The sequence below is a fragment of the Achromobacter sp. HNDS-1 genome (assembly GCF_040084795.1).
Taxonomy (GTDB): domain Bacteria; phylum Pseudomonadota; class Gammaproteobacteria; order Burkholderiales; family Burkholderiaceae_B; genus Achromobacter; species Achromobacter ruhlandii.
Window position 1 is genome coordinate 2,694,722 of record NZ_CP157584.1, and the last position, 16,354, is coordinate 2,711,075.

A 16,354-nucleotide genomic window follows, 5' to 3' on the forward strand; every position below is an offset into this window, starting at 1 on the left:
AAAAACAGGGCGTGATCGATCGCCAGGCGCCCGGCGCCTGCGCGCAAGGATTTTGGAGCGGACATGGAATACTTTACCGTCTCGCTGTTGAACGGCGTGATTTACGGCCTGCTGCTATTCATGGTGTCGGCGGGCCTGACACTGATCTTCGGAATGATGGGCGTGCTCAACTTCGCGCACGCCTCGTTCTACATGATAGGCGCGTACGCCGCCTATACCCTGACGCCCGTCACCGGGTTCTGGACCGCGCTGGTGCTGGCCACCGTCATCGCCGGCGTGCTCGGCATGGGCGTGGAGCGCTTCTTCCTGCGCCGCGTGCACAAGTTCGGCCACGCGCAGGAACTGCTGGTGACCTTCGGCCTGGCGTTCATCGTCGCCGAGCTCATCAAGCTGTTCTACGGGGATTTCCCGGTCGACTACCGCGTGCCGCAGTTCCTGAACTTCGCGGCCTTCCGCGTGTTCGACGCCGACTACCCGTTCTACCGCCTGCTGATGGGCGGCGTGTCGCTGGCGATGTTCGCGGTGATCTACCTGCTGCTGTCGCGCACCCGCGTCGGCATCGTGGTGCGCTCGGCCATCTACCGGCCGCGCATGGCCGAGGCGCTGGGCCACAACGTGCCGCTGGTGTTCATGAGCGTGTTCGGCGTGGGCGCGGCGATGGCCGGCCTGGCGGGCGCGGTCGCGGGCGCGTTCTACACCACCAATCCGAACATGGCGCTGGAACTGGGCGTGCTGGTGTTCGTGGTGGTGGTCGTGGGCGGCCTGGGCTCGCTTGAAGGCGCCATGATCGCCTCGCTGCTGATCGGCCTGATCAGCTCGTTCTCGGTCGGCATCGACGCCAGCCTGGCGACCCTGTTCGGCCTGTTCGGCGCCGGCGAGTGGGCCGAGAGCGTGGGCGGCCTGATGACGGTGAAGATCTCCAGCCTGGCGGCGACGCTGCCGTTCCTGCTGATGCTGGTGGTGCTGCTGGTCAAGCCCTCGGGCCTGAAGGGAGAACAGGCATGAGCCAGACTTCCTCGCGCCGCGCCACCGCCGGCCTGCTGTTGCTCGCCTGCGTGGCCGCGTTGTGCGCGCTGCCGTGGCTGCTGCCCGCCGGCCAACTGGTCGCGGCGGTGCAGATGCTGATCGCGGCGCTGTTCGCCTGCGCCTTCAACCTGCTGGCCGGCCAGGGCGGCATGCTGTCCTTCGGCCACGCGGCCTACTTCGGCGTCGGCACCTTCGCCACCATCCACGCCATGAATGCGCTGGGCGGCGCGGGCCTGTTGCCGACACCGCTGATGCCGCTGGCCGGCGGCGTGGCCGGCCTGCTGTTCGGCCTGGTCGCGGGCTGGTTCGCCACCATGCGCGCCGGCGTGTACTTCTCGATGATCACGCTGGCGCTGGCCGAGCTGCTGCACGCGCTGGCGCCGCACCTGAAAGGCGTGTTCGGCGGCGAGGCCGGCCTGTCGGCCATGCGCATGCCGGCCTGGGGCTTCACCTTCGGCTCGGACGTCGAGGTGTACTTCCTGGTGCTGGTCTGGGTGCTGGTGTCGCTGGCCGCGCTGTATGGCCTGACCCGCACGCCGCTGGGCCGGCTGACGCTGGGCCTGCGCGAAAACGCCAACCGCCTGCGCTACCTGGGCTACCGGCCGCACACGCTCAAGACCATGGTGTTCGCGCTGTCGGCCATGTTCGCCGGCATCGCAGGCGGCCTGCAGGCATTGAACATCGAGGCCGGCAACTACGTGCTGTTCGAGGTCAAGCTGTCGACCGACGCGGTGCTGTTCGCCTACATCGGCGGCGTCAACGCCTTCCTGGGACCGGTGCTGGGCGCCTCGATCCTGACCTTCCTGTCGCAGACGCTGGCCGACATCACCCGTTCCTGGCTGCTGTACCAGGGCATCCTGTTCGTGCTGGTGATGCTGTTCGTGCCGGACGGCCTGGTCGGGCTGGTGCAGCGCGCCGCCAAGTCGCTGCGCCAGCGCGGGCTGGCCGACTGGCTGCCGCGCGCCGCGGTGTCCGTCGCCGGCGGCCTGCTGCTGACCGGCGCCACGGTGTTCTCGGTGGAACTGCTGCAACGCATGTTCGCGCGCGACTACCGCTCGCTGCTGGCGATGAACCCCGATGCCGGCTGGCCCGCCATTTCCCTGTTCGGCCACGACTGGGCGCCGCTGGCGCTGTCGACCTGGCTGCTGCCGCTGGCGCTGTTCGCAGGCGGCCTGCTGGCCTGCCGCTGGGCGCTGGCCCTGTGGCGCGGCGAGGCCGAGGCCGCGCCCGTGCTGGAGACCGCAAAATGAGCCACGAGATCCTGACCCTGACCGACGTGCGCAAGTCCTTCGGCGACGCGCGGATCATCCGCGGCGTCAACCTGAAGGTCGAGGCCGGCGAACGCCACGCCGTCATCGGCCCCAACGGCGCCGGCAAGTCCACGCTGTTCCACCTGATGTCGGGCTCGTTCGCGCCGACCTCGGGCGACATCAGCCTGCGCGCGCGCCCGATCGGCGGCCTGCCGCCCGAACGCATCAACCGTCTCGGCCTGGCGCGTTCGTTCCAGATCACCAACGTGTTCCCGCGCCTGTCGGTGCGCGAGAACCTGCGGCTGGCGGTGCTGCGCATGCACGGCCTGGTCTACAACTTCTGGCGCCCCATCGCGCGCCACCGCGCCGTCAACGAGAACGTCGACCAGCTGTTGGAAAAAGTGCGTCTGGCGCCCAAGCAGCACACCGCCGCGGGCGACCTGAACTACTCCGAGCAGCGCTCGCTGGAAATCGGCATGACGCTGGCCTCGCGGCCCAAGGTGATCCTGCTGGACGAGCCGATGGCCGGCATGTCGCAGCACGAGGTCGACTACACCGTCGAACTCATCAAGGACGTGACGCGCGACTGCACCCTGCTGATCGTCGAACACGACATGCAGGTGGTGTTCTCGCTGGCCGACCGCATCAGCGTGCTGGTGTACGGCGAGATCCTGGCCACCGGCACGCCCGCCGAGATCCGCGGCGACGCCCGCGTGCGCGAAGCCTACCTGGGAGAGGAAACGGTATGAGCATGCAATCCCCCCTGCTGGCCCTGCAAGGCGTGCACGCGCACTACGGCAAGAGCCACATCCTGCACGGCATCGACCTGACGGTGGGCCGCGGCGAAGTGGTCAGCCTGCTGGGCCGCAACGGCGCCGGCCGCTCCACCACCATGAAAAGCATCATGGGGCTGGTGGACGTGACGGGCGGCCGCATCGCCATCGAAGGCCGCGACATCACCAACAAGCGGCCTTTCGAGATCGCCCGCGCCGGACTGGGTTTCGTGCCGGAGGAGCGCGAGGTGTTCGCCAACCTGACGGTGGACGAGAACCTGCGCATGGGCGAACAGCCCGTCCGGCCCGACGCGCCGGCCTGGACCATCGAGCAGATGTTCGGCTATTTCCCGCGCCTGAAGGAACGCCGCAATACCCGCGCCGGCAACCTGTCCGGCGGCGAACAGCAGATGCTGACCATGTGCCGCTCGCTCCTGGGCAACCCCAAGGTCATGCTGATCGACGAACCCACCGAGGGCCTGGCGCCCAAGATCGTGGAAGTGATCGCCGACGTGATCCGCGACATCCACCAGCGCGGCGTGTCGGTGGTGCTGGTCGAGCAGAAGCTGACCATCGCGCTGAAGGTCTCCACGCGGGTGAGCGTGATGGGCCATGGCCGCATCGTTTTCGAAGGACCGCCCGCGCAGCTGCATGAGCGCCAGGACGTGGTCCAGGAATGGCTGGCGGTCTGACCGCCTAACGCATCTGTAGAGGCAAGCACTTGGACAATACCCCTGAAGTACGCCACGCCGATCTGCGCGGCAAGAACGTGGTGATCACCGGCGGCGCCAAAGGCATCGGCTACGCCACGGCCGAGGCGTTCGTGCGCCAGGGCGCGCGGGTGGCGCTGCTGGACATGGACCCGGTAGCGCTGGACGCGGCCGTGGCCGGGCTGCGCGCGGCCGGCGGCGAAGCGCTGGCCGCGCAGGCCTCGGTCACCGATGCCGACGCCGTGGAACGCGCCTTCACCCAGGTCGAGCAGGCCTGGGGCGGCATCGACGTGCTGGTCAACAACGCCGGCATCTCGGCCAACAAGCCGTCGCTGGAAGTCACCCCCGAGGAATGGCGCCGCGCCGTCGACATCAACCTGACCGGCGTGTTCCTGTGCGCCCAGGCCGCCGGCCGCCGCATGGTGCCCAAGGGCGAGGGCTGCATCATCAACCTGGCCTCGATGTACGGCGTGGTGGCCGCGCCCGACCGCGCCGCCTATTGCGCAACCAAGGGCGCGGTGGTGCTGCTGACCGAGACCCTGGCGGTGGAATGGGGTCCGGCGGGCGTGCGCGTGAACGCGCTGGCGCCCGGCTACGTCGAGACCGACCTGGTGCGCGACCTGGCCGCGCGCGGCCGCCTCGACCCCGAACGCCTCAAGCAGCGCACGCCGCTGCGGCGCCTGGCGCAGCCGGCCGAAATGGCCGACCTGGCGGTGTTCCTGGCGTCCAGCCAGGCCGCCTACATCACCGGACACACCCTGGTGGCCGATGGCGGCTGGAGCCGCTACAGCTACCTCTGACCGCTTACCTACATTCTGGAGATTCACTCATGGCCACCTACCAACCGCTTGGTTCCCAGGCGCCCTGGCGGCAACTGACGGTCGAGGCCTCGGACTGGCAACAGGCCGACCCGGCGCTGCTGGCCACCATGCTGACGCAGCTGCACTGGATCCGCGCCTTCGAGGAAGCGGTGCTGGACCTGGCCGCCGAAGGTCTGGTGCACGGCCCCGCCCACTCGTCGGTGGGCCAGGAAGGCGGCGCCGTCGGCTCGGTGCTGGCGCTGGGCGCCGGCGACCAGATCAACGGCTCGCACCGCGGCCACCACCAGTTCCTGGCCAAGGCCCTGCAACACGTCGCGCCGCTGGGCCTGGATCCGCGCAACCCGCTCACGCCCGCCATCGACGAAGTGCTGCACAAGACGCTGGCCGAGATCATGGGCCTGGCGCAGGGCTACTGCCGCGGTCGCGGCGGCAGCATGCACCTGCGCTGGCTGGAAGCCGGCGCGCTCGGCACCAACGCCATCGTCGGCGGCGGCGTGCCGCTGGCGGCCGGCGCGGCCTGGGCCCACCGGCACGCCGGCACTGACCGCGTGGCCGTGACGTACTTCGGCGACGGCGCCGTCAACATCGGCTCGGTGCTCGAGACGATGAACCTGACCGCCGCGTGGAAGACGCCGCTGTGCTTCTTCATCGAGAACAACCGCTACGCCGTGTCCACCACGGTCGAGGAATCGACCGCCGAGCCGCGCCTGTCGGCCCGTGGCCAGGCCTTCAACATCCCGGCCTGGCAGGTCGATGGCATGGACCCGCTGGCCGTGCACCTGGCCATGTCGGAAGCCGTGGCGCACATGCGCGCCGGCAACGGCCCCACCATCATCGAGGTGGACGTCTACCGCTTCTTCCACCAGAACGGCCCCTTCCCCGGCAGCGCCTTCGGCTACCGCAGCAAGGAAGAAGAGGCGCAATGGCGCCGCCGCGATCCGCTCGACAAGATCGCCGCCGAGATGATCGGCCGCCAGCTGATCACCCAGGCCGAGGTCGACGCCCTGCGCCAGCGCTGCAAGGACGTGATGAAGGACGTGTCGGGCCGGCTGACCGAGGCCGCCGACGGCGGCAAGCGCCGCGTGCGCGCCGATCTGTGGCCGCGCCCCGACTTCCGCGACGTGGGCCTGCGCAGCGACGGCTCGGAACTGGCCGGCCTGCGCTACCAGGACGCCGCCGACTACGCCGGCGCCCGCGCCGAGCGCAAGTTCGTGGACGCGGTGGCCGACGTGCTCGACCGCCGCATGGAAACCGACCCCGGCGTGGTGGTGCTGGGCGAGGACGTGCACCGCCTGAAGGGCGGCACCAACGGCGCCACGCGCGGCCTGAAGGACAAGTACCCCGATCGCGTGCTGGGCACGCCGATCTCCGAGAACGCCTTTGCCGGCCTGGGCGGCGGCCTGGCCATGGACGGCCGCTACAAGCCGGTGGTGGAATTCATGTATCCCGACTTCATGTGGGTCGCGGCCGACCAGATCTTCAACCAGATCGGCAAGGCCCGCCACATGTTCGGCGGCGACATCGACGTGCCGTTCGTGCTGCGCACCAAGGTCGCGATGGGCACGGGCTACGGCTCGCAGCACTCGATGGACCCGGCCGGCGTCTTCGCCACGGCCCCGGGCTGGCGCATCGTCGCGCCGTCCACGGCGTATGAGTACATCGGCCTGATGAACACCGCGCTGGCCTCCAAGGACCCGGTGCTGGTGATCGAGCACGTCGACCTGTATGCCTCGTCGGGCGAGGTTCCCGACGGCGACCTGGACTACGCCATTCCATTCGGCAAGGCGCGCGTGCGCCGCGCAGGTTCCAAGGTCACGGTGCTGACCTACCTGTCGATGGTCAGCCGCGCGCTCAAGGCCGCCGAAGAGACCGGCGTCGACGCGGAAGTCATCGACCTGCGCACGCTGGACCGCGCCAACCTCGACTGGGACACCATCGGCGCCAGCATCCAGAAGACCAACAACGTGCTGATCGTCGAACAGGGCGCGCGCGGCACCTCGTACGGCGCCATGCTGGCCGACGAGATCCAGCGCCGCTACTTCGACTGGCTCGACCAGCCGGTCAAGCGCGTCACCGGCGGCGAGGCCTCGCCCAGCATCTCCAAGGTGCTGGAACGCGCGGCCTTCGCCGACACCGAGGAAGTCATCGCCGGCCTGAACGACGTGCTGGCCGACCTGGGAGAACGCGCATGAGCGCCGCCCTGCGCATGAGCGTGCCGATGGAAGTCGGCATCTGCTGCGCCGACCTGGACGCGCTGCTGGCGTTCTACACCGAGGTGGTCGGCCTGACGCTGGTGAACCGCGTCAGCGTGCCGGCCGACAAGGCCCGCGCCACCGGCCTGACACCGCATGGCTACGACGTGGCGCGCCTGCAGACCTCGTATGGCGAGCGCATCAAGCTGCTGCAGCCGACCAGGGCGCCGGAGCCGGCGGTGCGCGGCGCCGCCATCCTGGACCGCCAGGGCAGCGCCTACCTCACCTTCATCGTGCATGACCTGGCCGGCACCGTCGAGCGCCTGCGGACGCGCGGCGTGGTCTTCGACAGCGAACCGGCGCCAATGGAAGTACGGCCCGGCACCTGGCTGGCCTTCTTCCGCGACCCCGAAGGCAATGTGCTGGAACTGGTCGAATACGACGACCCGGCGGCCTACCGGCCCGACCTGGCCGTGCGCGCAGAATAGGACGAACTACACGTGGCACACCTTATCAAGCTCCCCTCCGTCGCGGCCGATGCCGACGCCGGCACGCTGCACCAATGGCTCAAGCAGGAAGGCGACACGGTCGCCGTGGGCGAGGCGCTGGCGGAAATCGAAACCGAGAAAGCGATCGTCGAGATCAACGCCGAACAGGCGGGCGTCTTGGGCCGCATCGTGGTGCAGGCCGGCCCGGCGTCGGTGCCGATCAACACCGTGATCGGCGTGCTGCTGGCGCCGGGCGAGGACGCCAGCGCGATCGACAAGGCGCTGGCGGAACACGGCGCGCAAGCAGCGGCCCAGCCGGCCGTGGCACAGCCTGCCGCAGCGCCGGCCGCGGCGACATATGCCGCGGCTACGCCGACGACCGCGACTTCGACGGCCGCGACGTCCGCCGCCGCGCCCGCCGCGCGCGACGCCACTGCCGACGCCCCCGCGCCCGGCACGCGCCGCTTCGCCAGCCCGCTGGCGCGCCGCCTGGCCGCGCAATGGCACGTCAACCTGCTCGACGTGCAAGGCACCGGCCCGCGCGGCCGCATCGTGCGCCGCGACGTCGAGGCCGCGCGCGACCGCGCCCCCGTTGCCGCCGCGCCCCAGTCCAGCCGCGCCGCCGGCCGCCGCGTGCCGCATTCCGGCATGCGCCGCGCCATCGCCCGCCGCCTGACCGAAAGCAAGCAGCAGGTGCCGCACTTCTACCTGACGGTGGACTGCCGCATGGATGCGCTGCTGGCCCTGCGCGCCCAGGCCAACCAGGGCGGCGCGGTCAAGCTGTCGGTCAATGACTTCATCGTGCGCGCCGCCGCACTGGCGCTGCGCGAGGTGCCCGAGGTCAACGCCAGCTGGCACGAGGACGCCATCGAATTCCACGCCGGCGCCGACATCAGCGTGGCCGTGGCCACCGACGGCGGCCTGGTCACGCCCATCGTGCGCGACGCCGACGTCAAGCCGCTATCCGCCATCGCTGCCGAGATCGTCGAGCTGGCCGGCCGCGCCAAGGTCAATCGCCTGAAGCCCGAGGAATTCACCGGCGGCTCGCTGACGGTCAGCAACCTCGGCATGTACGGCATCAAGCAGTTCGCCGCCATCATCAACCCGCCGCAGGCCGCGATCCTGGCGGTGGGTGCGGCCGAGCGCCGCCCGGTGGTGGACGACAACGGCGACCTGAAGGCCGCCACCGTCATGACCGTGACGCTGTCGGCCGACCACCGCGTGGTGGACGGCGCCGTCGGCGCGCGCTGGCTGGCCGCCTTCCGCGCGCTGATCGAAGCCCCCGTGCGCATCCTGCTGTGAGCCCCGCCATGACCAAGACTTCGTTTGACCTGGTGGTGGTGGGCGGCGGCCCCGGCGGCTACGTGGCCGCCATCCGCGCGGCGCAACTGGGCCTGTCGACCGCGCTGGTGGAACGCGCCGAACTCGGCGGCATCTGCCTGAACTGGGGCTGCATCCCGACCAAGGCGCTGCTGCACAGCGCCACCGTGCTGCGCGCCTGCCGCGAGGCCGAGCAGTACGGCGTGACCGGCGCCGGCGCGGCCCAACCCGACCTGGCCGCGATGGTGGCGCGCTCGCGCAAGGTCGCCGGCCGTCTGGGCCAGGGCGTCACGCACCTGATGAAGAAAAACGGCGTGACGGTGTTCGCCGCCAGCGCCCGGCTGGCCGGCGGCGGCCGCGTCGCGCTCGACAACGGCGCCACGCTGTCGGCGCGCCACATCATCCTGGCCACCGGCGCGCGGGCGCGCGAGCTGCCGGCGCTGCCGGTTGGCGAACGCGTCTGGACCTATCGCCAGGCGCTGACGCCGCCGGCGCTGCCCAAGTCGCTGCTGGTGGTGGGCGCGGGCGCGATCGGCGCCGAGTTCGCCAGCTTCTACCGCGCGGTCGGCGCGGAAGTGACGCTGATCGACATGACCGCCGAGATCCTGCCGCAGGAAGACGCCGAGATCTCCGCGCTGGCGCGCAAGGCGTTCGAAAAGCAAGGCATCCGCGTGCTGACGCAGTGCGCGGTCAAGTCGTCCAGCCTGACGGCCACCGGCGTCAAGGCCGTCCTGGAACAACAGGGCAAGCAGATCGAGCTGGAGGTCGAGCGTGTCATCGTCGCGGCCGGCATCGTCGGCAACGTCGAGAACCTGGGCCTGGAGCAGACCCGCGTGAAGGTGGAGAAGACCCACATCGTCACGGATGGCCTGGGCCGCACGGCGGAACCGGGCGTCTACGCCATCGGCGACGTGGCCGGCGCGCCGTGGCTGGCGCACAAGGCCAGCCACGAGGCGGTGCTGTGCGTGGAAGCCATCGCCGGCCTGCCGGCGCACGCGCTCGACCCGCTGCGCATTCCGGCGTGCACCTATTCGCATCCGCAGGTCGCCAGCATCGGCATGACCGAGGCCCGCGCCCGCGAGCACGCCAAGGCCACGGGCGGCGAGATCCGCGTCGGCAGGTTCACCTTCGTCGGCAACGGCAAGGCCATCGCCATGGGCGAGGACCAGGGGCTGGTGAAGACCGTGTTCGACGCCAAGACCGGCGAGCTGCTGGGCGCGCACATCATCCACCCGGAGGCGTCCGAGCTGATCGCCGGCTACGGCGTGGCGGCGGCGCTGGAAGCCACCGAGGAAGACCTGATGCACAGCGTGTTCGCGCATCCGACGCTGTCGGAGACGCTGCACGAATCGGTGCTGGCGGCCTTCGGCCGGGCGCTGCACGGTTAAGGCCCTGGCAACGCGCCAGGCGTCTCGCGTGGACCGTCCTCGGCCGCGCGGGGCGCCCCGCTTCACAAGCGGCTGGCGAAGAAATCCAGGAAGCAGGCGATGCGCCGCGACAGCTGCGTGTTGCGGTAGTACACCGCATGCATCGGCTGCAGGTAGTCGGTGTGCAGGTCTTCCATGATGCGCACCAGCCGCCCTTCGATCAGATCGTCGCGCGACACGAAGTCCGACAGGCAGGCGATGCCCACGCCGCGCAGCGCCAGGTGGCGCTGGGTTTCGCCGCTGGACGTGGCCAGCGTGGGCGTGGCCAGATAGGTCGAGCCGCCCGCGTGGCGCAGCGGCCAGACGTTCAGGCTTTCCGGCTGGGTGAAGCCCAGCAGTTCGTGCCCGGCAAGATCCTCGACGGTGCGCGGCACGCCGCGCCGCGCCAGGTACTCGGGGCTGGCCATCAGCCAGCGCGGACGCGGCCGCATCGGCCGCGCATGCAGCGTGGAATCGTTCAACGGCCCCATGCGCAGGGCCACGTCGGTGCGGTGCTCGATCAGGTCGACGATGCGGTCGTTGCTGGTCAGCTCCAGCGAGATGGCCGGATACTCCCGGCGGAAGTCGGCCACGTGCGGCACCACGCAATGCAGCATCACCGGCACCGAGGCGTCGACGCGCAGGCGACCGGCCGGCTGCTGGTTGACGATGCGCATGCATTCCTCGGCCTCTTCCAGCGACTGTACGATCTGGCGCGCCTTCGGCAGGAAATGCGCGCCCTCGGCGGTCAGTTCCATGCGCCGCGTGGTGCGGTTCAGCAGCGTCACGCCCAGGTCTTCCTCCAGGCGCGACAGGCCTCGACTGACGCCGGAGGCGGTCTGGCCCAGCATCTCGGCGGCGGCGCTCATCGAACCGGCGTCGACCACGCCCAGGAACAACCGCAGGGCTTCGGAATTGAGCGCCATTTTTGACTCCGGATCACAAGTAGCGGAATTTTATAGCGCGCTGCTGACGCAATGTCGCGGCGGCCCGGCCGATGACAGGGTTATCCGCCAAACGCGCGGGCAGCAATTCCGAGCCGGCATGAGGTGGCAAAAAGGACAGCGGCGAGGGTTGCTGCGCGCTGCCGCCGGCGCAGCGCACGCCAAAAAAAGCGGCGCACGCGGCGCCGCTTTTTCACTGCATCGACCGCCGGCCGATCAACGCTTCTGCTTGAGCTGCGACAGATCGCGCACCGCGCCGCGGTCGGCCGAGGTGGCCAGCGCCGCGTAGGCCTGCAGGGCCTGCGACACCACGCGCTCGCGGCCCACCGGCAGCCAGCCGCCATCGGCGCGCGCGTTCATCGCGGCGCGGCGGCGGGCCAGCTCCTCGTCGGACACGGCCAGGTGCATCTTGCGGTTGGGGATGTCGATCTCGATGGTGTCGCCGTCTTCCACCAGGCCGATGGTGCCGCCCTCGGCCGCTTCGGGCGAGGCGTGGCCGATCACCAGGCCCGACGAGCCGCCCGAGAAGCGGCCGTCGGTGAACAGCGCGCAGGTCTTGCCCAGGCCCTTGGACTTCAGGTAGGACGTGGGGTACAGCATTTCCTGCATGCCGGGGCCGCCCTTGGGACCTTCGTAGCGGATCACCACCACGTCGCCCGGCACGACCTTGTCGCCCAGGATGCCTTCGACGGCGTCGTCCTGGCTTTCGAACACGCGCGCGCGGCCGGTGAAGACCCACTGCGATTCATCCACGCCGGCGGTCTTGACGATGCAGCCCTTCTCGGCCAGGTTGCCGTACAGCACGGCCAGGCCGCCGTCCTTGGAGTAGGCATTTTCCTTGCTGCGGATGCAGCCGGTCTTGCGATCGGTGTCCAGCGTCAGGAAGGTCGCGTCCTGGCTGAAGGCCACGGTGGTGGGAATGCCGCCGGGCGCGGCGCGATAGAACTTCTGCGCCGCTTCGCCGGCGCCGCCGGCCACGTCCCATTGCGCGATGGCGTTGCCCAGCGTGCCGCTGTGCACGTTGCCGCAGGACAGGTCGAGCAGGTCGGCGCGCGCCAGTTCGCCCAGGATGCCGAGGATGCCGCCGGCGCGGTGCACGTCTTCGATGTGGTACTTGTCGGTGGCCGGCGCGGCCTTGCACAGGCACGGCACCTTGCGCGAGATGCGGTCGATGTCGGCCATGGTGAAGTCGACGCCGGCTTCCTGCGCGGCGGCCAGCAGGTGCAACACGGTGTTGGTGGAACCGCCCATGGCCACGTCCAGCGCCATGGCGTTCTGGAACGCGCTCTTGGTGGCGATGTTGCGCGGCAGGACCGATTCGTCTTCCTCGACGTAGTAGCGGCGGCACAGGTCCACCACCAGGCGGCCGGCCTGCTCGAACAGGCCCTTGCGCCAGGCGTGCGTGGCGACGATGGTGCCGTTGCCCGGCAGCGCCAGGCCGATGGCCTCGGTCAGGCAGTTCATCGAGTTGGCGGTGAACATGCCGGAACAGGAGCCGCAGGTCGGGCATGCGCTGCGCTCGACTTCGGCGACATCGGCATCCGACACGTTGGGATCGGCGGCCTTGATCATGGCGTCGATCAGGTCGATCTTGGCGATCACCTTGCCGTCGGTCGGCGACTTGACCTTGCCGGCTTCCATCGGACCGCCGGACACGAACACCACCGGAATGTTCAGGCGCATCGCGGCCATCAGCATCCCCGGGGTGATCTTGTCGCAGTTCGAGATGCAGACCATGGCGTCGGCGCAGTGCGCGTTGACCATGTATTCGACCGAGTCGGCGATCAGTTCGCGCGACGGCAGCGAATACAGCATGCCGCCGTGGCCCATGGCGATGCCGTCATCGACCGCGATGGTGTTGAATTCCTTGGCGACGCCGCCGGCGGCCTCGATTTCCTTGGCGACCAGCGCGCCCAGGTCGCGCAGGTGCACGTGGCCCGGCACGAACTGCGTGAACGAGTTGACCACCGCGATGATCGGCTTGCCGAAGTCTCCGTCCTTCATGCCGGTGGCGCGCCACAGGGCGCGGGCGCCGGCCATGTTGCGGCCGTGGGTCGAGGTGCGGGAACGGTAGTGCGGCATGATCTTGTCTCAGGCTATTAGCGTGGGCGGCAAAACGGTAAATAATACGCTGGTTCCGGCCGCCAGCGGCCGCAGGCCGCCCCGAGGCCGCGCCGCGGCCATCAGGCGGACGCCGTGCCGCGCGCGGCGAAGGCGCTGGGCGGCTCGCCCAAGGCCTTGCGGAACATGGCCGCGAACGCGCTGGGACTGTCGTAGCCCAGATCCAGGGCCACATCCAGCACCCGCTCGCCGCGCGCCAGCCGCTCCATCGCCGCCAGCAGCCGCGCCTGCTGGCGCCAGCGGCCGAAGGTCATGCCGGTGTGGCGCAGAAACAGGCGGTGCACCGTCTTGGGATCCACCCCCAATTCCCGCGCCCAGTCGGCCGCGCCCGCCTGGCGCTCGGGGTGGCGCACGATGGCGCGGCAGATGCGCGCCAGGCGCGGCTCGGACGGCTGCGGCAGGTGCAGCGGCAGCACCGGCTCCTGTTTCAGCTCGTCCAGCAGCAGCATCATCAGGCGGCCGTCGCGGGTGCCGGGCTGCCAGTCCAGCGGCACCTCGGCGGCCGCCACCATCAGCTCGCGCAGCAGCGGCGAGATCGACAGCACGCAGCATTCGGTAGGCAGGTGCGCCGCCGCGCCCGGCTCGACGAACACCGTGCGCATGCGCGGTTCGCCGCTCATGCGGATGGCGTGCGAGACCCAGGCCGGCACCCAAACGCCGCGCGTGGGCGGCACCACCCAGATACCGGCGTCGGTATCCACCACCATCACGCCCGAGATCGCGTACACCAGTTGCGAGCGGCGATGGCGGTGGCGACGCACGCGATGTCCGTCCTCGTAGTCCACCGCCAGGGCCGCCACCGGGCGCAGCGAGGACTCGTACGGAAACAGGTCCAGATCGGCGGGCTTGCGCGATCGGGAGGCGGCGGGCGATTTCGGTTTGTCCATTTCTCGATGATTCATGTCCAACCGGCGGTAGACGGTCTTTTCCAGTGTACCTATCCTGCCCGCCATCCCGTCGATTTCCCTGTCGTCCGCGTTCCGATCATGCCTCTCGCCTGCCATTGCCCCGCCGCCCGCTGCGCCGCCATGCGCGGCCGGCGCGCGCGCATGGCCGGGAAATCGGACGCCCTCACAGCCGCGCGCGCGGTCCCGGACACCTGGCGCCTTTGCGCCAACGCGCGCCCCGCCGCGCCGCGCCGGCGCCTTTTCGCCCATACCCGCCTCGTCCCGAGCTGCCGCGCCCTCCGCGCCCACGCCGCGGCCGCCGTCCTGCCGACGCTACGACTAGCGCGCGGTTGCCGGGCCTTGCGCCCCGTGGCCGCCCGGCAGCCCCGGGCCCTCTGACGGGCCCGTCCGCCACCTCCCTTGCCCGACCGCCGCCGCAGACCGGCGGCCCCAGACGCCGCGCGCCGCGCGGCCGGAGGTTTTCATGCTCGACCATCCCCAACACAAATACCGCCCCGTCCAGCCCTTTTCCCGCGACTACGCCGAACGCCAATGGCCCGCGCGCCGCCCGAGCGCGCCGCCGATCTGGATGAGCACCGACATGCGCGACGGCAACCAGGCGCTGATCGAGCCCATGGACGCGGCGCGCAAGCTGCGCTTTTTCGAGCAATTGGTGGCCGTGGGCCTGAAAGAGATCGAAGTCGCGTTCCCCTCGGCCTCCGACACCGACTTCAACTTCGTGCGCAAGCTGATCGAGGAAAACCGCATTCCCCACGACGTCACCATCGAGGTCCTGACCCAGTCGCGGCCCGATCTGATCGAACGCACGTTCGAATCACTGCGCGGCGCGCGCCGCGCCATCGTGCACCTGTACAACCCAATCGCGCCGCAATGGCGCCGCATCGTGTTCGGCATGAGCCGCGCCGAGATCAAGGAGATCGCGCTGGCCGGCACGCGCCAGATCCGCGCCCTGGCCGACGCGCATCCGGAAACGGAGTGGATCTACGAGTACTCCCCCGAGACCTTCAGCCTGGCCGAGCTGGACTTCGCGCTGGAGGTCTGCGACGCCGTCAGCGCGATCTGGCGTCCGACGCCGGCAAACAGGATGATCATCAACCTGCCGTCGACGGTGGAATGCACCACCGCCAACGTCTATGCCGACCAGATCGAATGGATGCACCGCCGCCTGGCGCGGCGCGACAGCATCGTGCTGAGCGTGCATCCGCACAACGACCGCGGCACCGCCGTGACCTCGGCGGAACTGGCGGTGCTGGCCGGCGCCGACCGCGTCGAAGGCTGCCTGTTCGGCAACGGCGAGCGCACGGGCAACGTCGACCTGGTGACGCTGGCGCTGAACCTGGACCGGCAGGGCATCGCCAGCGGCCTGGATTTCACCGACATGGCGGCCGTGCGCGACTGCGTCCAGGCCTGCAACCAATTGCCGGTGGACGTGTTCCACCCCTACGCGTTCACGTCCGCAACGCCAGCAGCGCTTCCTGCAGGTGCCGCAGCCCCCGGCTGAGCGGCTTGTCGCGGCGCACCACCACGGCCAGCGTGCGCGCCAGGCGCGGCGTCAGGGAACGCACCGCCAGGCTGGCGCGCTGGCCCGCGCCGCTGACCGCCAGCCGCGGCAGCACCGCGCACGCCAGGCCGGCCGCCACGATTTCCTTCATGGCCTCGGTGCTGCCCAGCTCCATCACCGGCTTGGCCGCCACCCCTGCCGCGTCGAACCAGTCATCCACCAGGCCACGGGTGCGCGCGCCCGGCTCGAACAGCACCAGCGGCAACGCCGCCAACGCCTGCGGCGTCACGGCGTCCGGCATTCCCAGCGGGCCGCGCGCCGGGAAGATCGCCACGAACTCGTCTTCCAGCACGGGCGTGGCCTCGATCATGCGGCCGGGCGCGGGCAGCGTCACCAGGCCGATGTCGAGCGTGTTGTTCTCCAGGCCGCGCAGCATGTCGGCGGTATTGCCGGTGCTGGCCACCACGTCCAGCGCCGGAAAGCGCCGCCGCAGGCCGGCCAGCAGCGGCGGCAGCAGATAGGTGCAGGCGGTGGCGCCGGTGCCCAGGCGCACCCGCCCGGTCACTTGCGAAGCATGCGCCGTCATGGCCTGCTCGGCCCGCGCCAGCGCGGTGTCGATGGCGTGGATGTGGGTCAGCAGTTCCAGCCCGGCGGCGGTGGGCCCGGCGCGGCGGCCGACCCGCTCGACCAGCTTCAGGCCGAAGCGGCGCTCGAGCTGGCGCACCTGCAGGCTGACGGCGGGCTGGGTGATGCCGCCGCGTTCGGCGGCGGCCGAGAAACTGCCCAGTTCGATCACCTGCGCAAAGGTGCGCAGGGCGTCCAGATTGAGTCCGCGCATGGCATTCCGCCCCCGCCTAATCCAAAGTTTTACTTATGAAAAGCATAATAGACCAA

General features: G+C 70.1%; 14 protein-coding genes. 10 read left to right on the top strand and 4 right to left on the bottom strand.

Features of this window, described 5'->3' with window-relative positions; genetic code table 11:
• Positions 1-63 precede the first annotated feature (63 nt).
• From ABFG95_RS12470 to lpdA, 9 genes are read left to right on the top strand one after another with little or no spacing between them, the layout of a single operon-like run.
• On the top strand, positions 64-1,005 hold the full coding sequence (locus ABFG95_RS12470) for a branched-chain amino acid ABC transporter permease (RefSeq protein ID WP_006386228.1): 942 nt from the start codon (positions 64-66) through the stop codon (positions 1,003-1,005).
• Complete coding sequence (locus tag ABFG95_RS12475; RefSeq protein WP_348995979.1) at positions 1,002-2,276, top strand: branched-chain amino acid ABC transporter permease; 1,275 nt, start codon at positions 1,002-1,004, stop codon at positions 2,274-2,276. Before ABFG95_RS12470 ends, ABFG95_RS12475 begins: the two co-directional genes overlap by 4 nt.
• Complete coding sequence (locus tag ABFG95_RS12480; protein ID WP_348995980.1) at positions 2,273-3,025, top strand: ABC transporter ATP-binding protein; 753 nt, start codon at positions 2,273-2,275, stop codon at positions 3,023-3,025. Before ABFG95_RS12475 ends, ABFG95_RS12480 begins: the two co-directional genes overlap by 4 nt.
• Positions 3,022-3,741, top strand: a complete 720-nt coding sequence (locus ABFG95_RS12485; RefSeq protein WP_006386225.1) for an ABC transporter ATP-binding protein — start codon at positions 3,022-3,024, stop codon at positions 3,739-3,741. The genes ABFG95_RS12480 and ABFG95_RS12485 overlap by 4 nt, the downstream gene beginning before the upstream one ends.
• A 29-nt stretch (positions 3,742-3,770) precedes the next feature.
• Positions 3,771-4,559 (top strand): 3-oxoacyl-ACP reductase family protein, encoded by a 789-nt coding sequence (locus ABFG95_RS12490; RefSeq protein ID WP_059272720.1) that lies wholly within the window; start codon positions 3,771-3,773, stop codon positions 4,557-4,559.
• A gap of 29 nt (positions 4,560-4,588) precedes the next feature.
• Complete coding sequence (locus tag ABFG95_RS12495; RefSeq protein WP_348995981.1) at positions 4,589-6,772, top strand: dehydrogenase E1 component subunit alpha/beta; 2,184 nt, start codon at positions 4,589-4,591, stop codon at positions 6,770-6,772.
• Positions 6,769-7,260, top strand: a complete 492-nt coding sequence (locus tag ABFG95_RS12500) for a VOC family protein (RefSeq protein ID WP_326340136.1) — start codon at positions 6,769-6,771, stop codon at positions 7,258-7,260. Before ABFG95_RS12495 ends, ABFG95_RS12500 begins: the two co-directional genes overlap by 4 nt.
• Before the next feature lie 12 nt (positions 7,261-7,272).
• Positions 7,273-8,562, top strand: coding sequence for a pyruvate dehydrogenase complex dihydrolipoamide acetyltransferase (locus ABFG95_RS12505; RefSeq protein ID WP_348995982.1), 1,290 nt, complete (start codon positions 7,273-7,275; stop codon positions 8,560-8,562).
• Positions 8,563-8,570: 8 nt separating this feature from the next.
• Complete coding sequence (gene lpdA, locus ABFG95_RS12510) at positions 8,571-9,968, top strand: dihydrolipoyl dehydrogenase (protein ID WP_348995983.1); 1,398 nt, start codon at positions 8,571-8,573, stop codon at positions 9,966-9,968.
• Between the two features lie 62 nt (positions 9,969-10,030).
• Here the strand turns inward: lpdA and ABFG95_RS12515 are convergent, their stop codons facing one another.
• The 3 genes from ABFG95_RS12515 to ABFG95_RS12525 all read right to left on the bottom strand — a co-directional run bounded on the left by ABFG95_RS12515 (position 10,031) and on the right by ABFG95_RS12525 (position 13,938).
• Entirely contained in the window at positions 10,031-10,912 is an 882-nt protein-coding gene (locus ABFG95_RS12515) for a LysR family transcriptional regulator (protein ID WP_059272725.1), read from the bottom strand.
• Between the two features lie 234 nt (positions 10,913-11,146).
• Complete coding sequence (gene ilvD, locus ABFG95_RS12520) at positions 11,147-13,012, bottom strand: dihydroxy-acid dehydratase (protein WP_059272726.1); 1,866 nt, start codon at positions 13,010-13,012, stop codon at positions 11,147-11,149.
• Between the two features lie 101 nt (positions 13,013-13,113).
• Positions 13,114-13,938: a helix-turn-helix transcriptional regulator gene (locus ABFG95_RS12525; RefSeq protein ID WP_054501189.1), complete on the bottom strand. Its 825-nt coding sequence runs from the start codon at positions 13,936-13,938 to the stop codon at positions 13,114-13,116.
• Positions 13,939-14,422: 484 nt separating this feature from the next.
• On the opposite strand from ABFG95_RS12525, the gene ABFG95_RS12530 reads away from it, so the two are divergent.
• Positions 14,423-15,460 carry a 2-isopropylmalate synthase gene (locus tag ABFG95_RS12530; protein WP_348995984.1) on the top strand — a complete coding sequence of 346 codons (1,038 nt, stop codon included), beginning with the start codon at positions 14,423-14,425 and terminating at the stop codon, positions 15,458-15,460.
• On the opposite strand, the gene ABFG95_RS12535 is transcribed toward ABFG95_RS12530, so the two are convergent.
• The gene (locus ABFG95_RS12535) at positions 15,408-16,298 is read right to left on the bottom strand and encodes a LysR family transcriptional regulator (RefSeq protein ID WP_348995985.1); all 891 of its coding nucleotides are present in this window, start codon (positions 16,296-16,298) and stop codon (positions 15,408-15,410) included. The genes ABFG95_RS12530 and ABFG95_RS12535 overlap by 53 nt on opposite strands.
• Positions 16,299-16,354: the final 56 nt, after the last annotated feature.

What these genes read in the sequence shown, in the direction of transcription:
- ABFG95_RS12470 (WP_006386228.1), top strand. Translation starts at nt 64, where the DNA reads ATGGAATACTTTACCGTCTCGCTGTTGAACGGCGTGATTTACGGCCTG.
- ABFG95_RS12475 (WP_348995979.1), top strand. Translation starts at nt 1,002, where the DNA reads ATGAGCCAGACTTCCTCGCGCCGCGCCACCGCCGGCCTGCTGTTGCTC.
- ABFG95_RS12480 (WP_348995980.1), top strand. Translation starts at nt 2,273, where the DNA reads ATGAGCCACGAGATCCTGACCCTGACCGACGTGCGCAAGTCCTTCGGC.
- ABFG95_RS12485 (WP_006386225.1), top strand. Translation starts at nt 3,022, where the DNA reads ATGAGCATGCAATCCCCCCTGCTGGCCCTGCAAGGCGTGCACGCGCAC.
- ABFG95_RS12495 (WP_348995981.1), top strand. Translation starts at nt 4,589, where the DNA reads ATGGCCACCTACCAACCGCTTGGTTCCCAGGCGCCCTGGCGGCAACTG.
- ABFG95_RS12500 (WP_326340136.1), top strand. Translation starts at nt 6,769, where the DNA reads ATGAGCGCCGCCCTGCGCATGAGCGTGCCGATGGAAGTCGGCATCTGC.
- lpdA (WP_348995983.1), top strand. Translation starts at nt 8,571, where the DNA reads ATGACCAAGACTTCGTTTGACCTGGTGGTGGTGGGCGGCGGCCCCGGC.
- ABFG95_RS12515 (WP_059272725.1), bottom strand. Translation starts at nt 10,912, where the DNA reads ATGGCGCTCAATTCCGAAGCCCTGCGGTTGTTCCTGGGCGTGGTCGAC.
- ilvD (WP_059272726.1), bottom strand. Translation starts at nt 13,012, where the DNA reads ATGCCGCACTACCGTTCCCGCACCTCGACCCACGGCCGCAACATGGCC.
- ABFG95_RS12525 (WP_054501189.1), bottom strand. Translation starts at nt 13,938, where the DNA reads ATGGACAAACCGAAATCGCCCGCCGCCTCCCGATCGCGCAAGCCCGCC.
- ABFG95_RS12530 (WP_348995984.1), top strand. Translation starts at nt 14,423, where the DNA reads ATGCTCGACCATCCCCAACACAAATACCGCCCCGTCCAGCCCTTTTCC.
- ABFG95_RS12535 (WP_348995985.1), bottom strand. Translation starts at nt 16,298, where the DNA reads ATGCGCGGACTCAATCTGGACGCCCTGCGCACCTTTGCGCAGGTGATC.